This is a genomic window from Bradyrhizobium sp. Leo170, assembly GCF_004296405.1.
Lineage (GTDB): Bacteria > Pseudomonadota > Alphaproteobacteria > Rhizobiales > Xanthobacteraceae > Bradyrhizobium.
In genome coordinates, this window is sequence record NZ_PSRR01000445.1 from 1 (window position 1) to 5,858 (window position 5,858).

The window sequence follows — 5,858 nt, forward strand, 5'->3', positions numbered from 1 at the left end:
ACGCAACGCTCGACCGAAGGGGATATCGGCAACTGGCTGGCTGCGATGATCGCGCGTCGCGCGATCGAGCCAAATCACCTCTGGGAAGACCTCGGATTGCGCAATCGTGGCGAATTATCCCGCCTCTTAAGCCGCCATTTCGCGCCGCTCGCCGCGCGCAATGTCAACAATATGCGCTGGAAGCGGTTCTTCTATCGCATGCTGTGCGAGGGCGACGGCCTTGTGATGTGCACGACACCGGTGTGCACGCAATGTAAGGACTTCAACCGCTGCTTTGGCGATGAAAGTGGCGAGAGCCGGATGGCTGAGCGCCGGCGTGACGTTCTGTTGCGGGCGGCTAACCCGGACGCCGCCAGCATCTGGCCTATGTGAGCAACACGGGATGGATCGTCCGTTGGCCAGACTTCCAACCGATGACCGCGCGGATCGCGCTGGCTTCGACGAGGTGCAGGTGGATACGACCTGCGCCCAATTCAGCAGGCAATGTCCCGACGCCGGCTGGAAGGATATGTTGCTCAAGGCCGGGCTGCGCCCGACGCGCCGGCGGGTGATCTTAAGCGAGTTGTTGTTTGCCAGGGGCGAGCGGCATGTCACCGCAGAGATGTTATTTGCCGAGGCGCGTGAGACCGGCTTTCCGGTCTCACAGTCTACCGTCTACAAGACTTTGAACCAGTTCACGCGAGCCGGCCTATCGGGTCGGATCCGTGTTGACGGTTCGCGATCATTTTTTGACACCAACACCACGCCGCATCCGCATTATTATCTGGGCGGCGACGATATCCTGCTCAACGGTCCCGATGCGAATCCCCTGCTTGTGAATGTTCCCGTGCCGCTGCCGGCCACGCAGTCTCGCGCGTCGATCTGATCATCCATCTGGGTCGCAAGCCGAGTTGATGCCAAGCGATCGCGCCCTGAGATAAGCCGACGCGTCGACTTTGCCACGCTGTCGCGTTTGCGACAACCCGGCTGAGCCAAAAACTGTGTGCTTGTTCAACAGCTTGGGGCGGGTGCCGGCGTGGCATGCGGGTTGCTGAAGCCTTGCTTTGCCAAAGACAACAAGGAGCTTCGCATGATCGCCGCCGCCTCTGCCAAACCGTCATGGTCCGAGACGGCATCGGGAAGTCCGATCGTGCTCAACGATACGACACTGCGCGACGGCGAACAGGCGCCTGGCGTTGCCTTCACCACCGACGAAAAGGTGGCGATCGCGCGGGCGCTGGCGCGGGCCGGCGTTACCGAGATCGAAGCCGGGACGCCGGGGATGGGCAGTGAAGAGATCGCCGCCATCCGCGCCATCGTTGAGGCCGGTCTCCCGCTCACCATCATCGGCTGGTGCCGGATGCGTGAAGCCGATGTCGATGCGGCGATCGAGGCCAAGGTGTCGATGGTCAATGTCTCGATTCCGGCATCTGACGTGCAGATTGCCGCCAAGCTTAGCGGTGACCGCGAGCTGGCGCTAGAGCAGGTGAGGCGGGTGGTCAGTTACGCCCGCGAGCGGGGGCTTGAGGTCGCCGTCGGCGGCGAAGACTCCTCCCGCGCTGACGTCGATTTTCTCATCACGCTGATCGCCATCGCAAAAGCCGCGGGCGCACGGCGCTTTCGCATTGCCGATACGCTCAGTGTGCTTGATCCCGACTCCACCTATGCGCTGATCGCGCGTTTGCGCGCGACCACCGATCTCGAGCTCGAATTTCACGGCCATGACGATCTCGGGCTCGCAACCGCCAATACGCTCGCCGCCATCAAGGGGGGCGCGAGCCACGCCTCGGTGACCGTCATAGGGCTCGGCGAGCGAGCGGGCAATGCGCCGCTGGAAGAAGTCGCCGTCGCGCTCAAACAGCTCTACGGGCGCGCCACCGGCATCGTGCTGCCGGAGCTCGAGAACGTCGCCGCGGTAGTGGCAGCCGCGGCTGCACGTGCAATTCCTCTGAACAAGGCCATCGTCAGGGAGCATGTGTTCACCCATGAATCCGGCATTCATGTGCATGGCTTATTGCAGGATCAACGCACCTATCAGTGGCTCGACCCCCATTTGCTTGGTCGGTTCAATCATATTGTGATCGGCAAGCATTCCGGGCTGTCCGCGATCACGACGCTCCTTGACGAGTTGCAGCTCGCCGCCAGCTCCGAGGAGACAAAACAGATCCTCTCGCGGGTGCGAAAACATGCCACCGAGCACAAGCGGCCGGTGGCGCGCGAGACGGTGGTGGCGATCTGGCGCGACATCCGCGAGCGCTCGTTGACAAATTGCGCGTGAGGCGGGCCATGGTCCGGCACCATTACGGCCGATCACTTCGAAACCGTGGGCGCGCCGCGGAAATCCTCGCTGCTCGCACTGATGCGCCAACGCATAGTCTACGTAGGCAATATAGAGCGCCGCGTGCGCGAAGCAGCGTCGCAAGAAGTGACCAGCCTGTGCTGCGTCCCGACCACCGGCCGGAGGGCCTAACCCAAAGGAAAGTTTCGATGAGCAACAAACAGAGGGCAGCCAGCATCCTGGATCGGCTCAACAAGGCCTCGTCGGCTGAAGATTTTTTTGCGCTGCTTGGCGTCGACTACGACCCCAAGATCGTCAATGTCGCGCGCCTGCATATCTTAAGGCGCATGGGGCAATATCTCGCCAAGGAACAATTCGAAGGTAGCGCAGAGGCGGAGGTCACGGCGCGGTGCAAGGCGGTGCTGGAGCAGGCTTATGCCGATTTCGTGGCGTCCTCGCCGATCGATCAGCGGGTGTTCAAGGTCTTGAAGGATGCGGTCGCCGAGCCCAAGAAACCGGCGGCCTTCGTGCCGTTGAGCTCGCTGAAATAGCCTCATGTATCAGTTCAGATCTGCCTGCATGTCGGTGCGGTGTGTTGTGCCATTCGCCTTCCTCCAGATCAACTCTCTACAGCAACGCGCGAAGCCACGCTGTCGCCTTCCCGACGTATGGGCGGATTGTATTGTCTGCGATGCTAACTGACCCCTCATCAATTTTTCTCAAGTCATTGATCGGAGCTCTGATTTTCGATCGCGTGCAACTGGTACGACACTTGCTGTTCTCCGGCCAAGTCCGTCATTGGCGCCGGCGTACACAGAATTGTTGCCGTCCGAGATGAGATTTGGAGAAAGACCAATCATGTTACCGTTACTGCTCGCCGCTTGCGCCGGCGTCATCTTGTGGCTCACGCTCGCGTTAATGCCGTTCGAACTTATCTTTGACGCCGTTGAGGCTGGGATTGACCGGGCGTTGGCCGCTAATGGGTAACTCGCGTTTCCACGCTACCTCTGGAGAAGGCATGCACAGTATCGTTTCCATCAAGCAGGTTCCCGATTTCGCGCAGATCGGCGTCAATCCCCTTACCAACACGATCTTGCGTCAGGGTCGGCGAGTATCGTCAAACAAGACGCCTTGTTTGCGCGCGAGGCCGCGCGCTTATTGCGTGAAAAGTTCTCCAGTAAGATCACCGCGCTCACCAGGCTCGATGTGTAGCGCCGCGCCGAACGCGGCGCGTCGATGTTGCGCACAGAGCTGCCGTGCCTTGCCAACCATGCCGGAAGCGAGCCAGATTTGCCGCGGTCTCATAACCGACGCCCTGCGCGCGCCGCTGGGGCCAGTTGTGAAATGGAGCGAGCAGGAGGCCAGCGTCGAGAACATCTCGAAATGCGGCGTGCGCGGCTCGCCGATCATAGTCAAGCGTGTCTTTGCGCCTTCGCCACAAACCGAGAGGAGGCGGATGGGAGCCACGAAGCAGCCGACCGAGTTGCTGATGAAAGCCATCTTGAAGGGCCGACCCAAGCTAGAAACCGGTCTTGTGGCGCAGGCGCGCGGGTTGTGAGGGGGACAAGGCTATGAGCAACATCACCACAGCTCCTACGCCGGTCGCGGGCGGCCGCGCAGGAGCGAAAAGAGAATTGCCGGAGCACTTTAAGGCCTACAAGCATATCTGGGTCTTCGTCGAGCAGGAGCGCGGCCAGGTGCATCCAGTCTCCTGGGAACTCATGGGTGCGGGCCGCAAGCTTGCCGACAAGCTGAAGGTCGATCTCGCTGCGGTTGTTATCGGCCCGGAGGGCGAGGCCGCGCGTAACGCCGCGCTCGAGTCCTTCTGCTACGGCGCCGACCTAGCCTATCTCGTGAGCGAGAATGTGCTGTCGGAGTATCGCAACGAGTCCCACACGAAGGCGCTGACCGATCTCGTCAACACCTATAAGCCAGAGATCCTGCTGTTGGGCGCAACCACGCTCGGTCGCGATCTTGCGGGCTCGGTAGCCACCACCCTACTGACGGGTCTCACCGCCGACTGCACCGAGCTCGATGTCGACGCGGATGGTTCGCTTGCGGCCACGCGTCCGACATTTGGCGGATCGCTGCTTTGCACGATCTACACTTTGAATTACCGGCCGCAGATGGCAACCGTCCGCCCGCGCGTGATGCCGATGCCAGAGCGCCTCGCGCGCGATGCCGCCCGCATTATCATCCATCCGCTCCGCCTGCTCGAAGAAGACATCGTCACCAAGGTGCTATCCTTCATGCCGGACCGTGATTCGGCCAAATCCAATCTTGCCTACGCCGACGCCGTCGTCGCCGGCGGGCTGGGGCTGGGCTCGCCGGAGAGTTTCCAGCTGGTACGACAGCTCGCCGACGTGCTCGGCGCGGAATATGGCTGTTCGCGGCCGCTGGTACAAAAGGGCTGGGTCAGCTCCGACCGGCAGATCGGCCAGACCGGCAAGACCATCCGGCCGAAGCTCTATATTGCCGCAGGTATTTCCGGCGCGATCCAGCATCGGGTCGGCGTAGAGGGCGCAGATCTGATCGTTGCCATCAATACCGACAAGAACGCACCGATCTTCGACTTCGCCCACATCGGCATCGTCAATGACGCTATGCACTTGTTACCCGCGCTGACGGCCGCTTTTCGTGCACGGCTTTCGCCGCATTCGCGCGACCGGATCGCGAGCTAGAGGAGGTTGTTATGATCGAGGAGAAGTTCGATGCAATCGTGGTCGGCGCCGGCATGTCGGGCAACGCGGCGGCGCTGGCCATGGCCAAACGCGGCATGAAGGTGCTACAGCTCGAGCGCGGTGAATATGCTGGATCGAAGAATGTCCAGGGCGCAATCCTCTACGCCGACATGCTGGAAAAACTAATCCCGGACTTCCGCGACGACGCTCCGCTCGAACGTCATCTCGTCGAGCAACGGTTCTGGATGATGGACGATCGCTCGCATGTCGGCGTGCACTACCGCTCCGAGGACTTCAACGAGGAGCGGCCGAACCGGTACACGATCATCCGTGCGCAGTTCGACAAATGGTTCTCCTCGAAAGTGCGCGAGGCCGGCGCGACCGTGCTGTGCGAGACCACGGTCACTGAGCTGGTACGGGACGCCAATGGGAAAGTCATCGGTGTTCGTACAGATCGTCGCGACGGCGAAATCCACGCAGATGTCGTGGTACTGGCCGAAGGCGTTAATGGCCTGCTCGGTACGCGTGCGCGCCTGCGCGAGCGGCCCAAGCCCGACAAGGTGGCACTCGCGGTTAAGGAAATGCACTTCTTGCCGCGTGAGACCATCGAGGCCCGTTTCAATCTCAAGGGCGACGAAGGCGTCGTTGTCGAAGCGGCCGGCACCATTTCTTGCGGCATGACAGGGATGGGCTTCATCTATGCCAATAAAGAATGCATATCGATCGGCATCGGCTGTATCGTCGCCGACTTTCAGAGCACTGCAGAGACGCCATATGGGCTGCTCGATCGCTTCAAGCGTCATCCATCCGTGGCGCCCCTGATCGAGGGCTCGGAGGTCAAGGAATATTCTGCGCACCTCATCCCTGAAGGTGGCTACAAGGCAATCCCGCAGCTGTATGGCGAAGGCTGGGTCGTGGTC

General features: G+C 61.2%; 6 protein-coding genes and 1 pseudogene. All 7 read left to right on the forward strand.

Features of this window, described 5'->3' with window-relative positions:
- Window positions 1-372 (forward strand): nitrogen fixation protein NifQ (locus CWO89_RS39910; protein WP_207234666.1); only part of this gene is annotated, 372 nt, incomplete at its 5' end.
- A gap of 22 nt (window positions 373-394) precedes the next feature.
- The gene (locus tag CWO89_RS39915) at window positions 395-865 is read left to right on the forward strand and encodes a Fur family transcriptional regulator (RefSeq protein ID WP_165421516.1); all 471 of its coding nucleotides are present in this window, start codon (window positions 395-397) and stop codon (window positions 863-865) included.
- A gap of 204 nt (window positions 866-1,069) precedes the next feature.
- Entirely contained in the window at window positions 1,070-2,257 is a 1,188-nt protein-coding gene (gene nifV / locus CWO89_RS39920; RefSeq protein WP_130583768.1) for a homocitrate synthase, read from the forward strand.
- 209 nt (window positions 2,258-2,466) lie between these two features.
- Window positions 2,467-2,808: a nitrogenase stabilizing/protective protein NifW gene (gene nifW, locus CWO89_RS39925; protein ID WP_028169330.1), complete on the forward strand. Its 342-nt coding sequence runs from the start codon at window positions 2,467-2,469 to the stop codon at window positions 2,806-2,808.
- Between the two features lie 467 nt (window positions 2,809-3,275).
- Window positions 3,276-3,815: pseudogene (locus CWO89_RS39930) on the forward strand (hypothetical protein).
- A 13-nt stretch (window positions 3,816-3,828) separates the two neighbouring features.
- Entirely contained in the window at window positions 3,829-4,938 is a 1,110-nt protein-coding gene (locus CWO89_RS39935) for an electron transfer flavoprotein subunit alpha/FixB family protein (RefSeq protein WP_130231408.1), read from the forward strand.
- A gap of 11 nt (window positions 4,939-4,949) precedes the next feature.
- Window positions 4,950-5,858, forward strand: a 909-nt coding sequence (locus CWO89_RS39940) for an FAD-dependent oxidoreductase (protein WP_130231410.1), incomplete at its 3' end; no start/stop codon positions are given.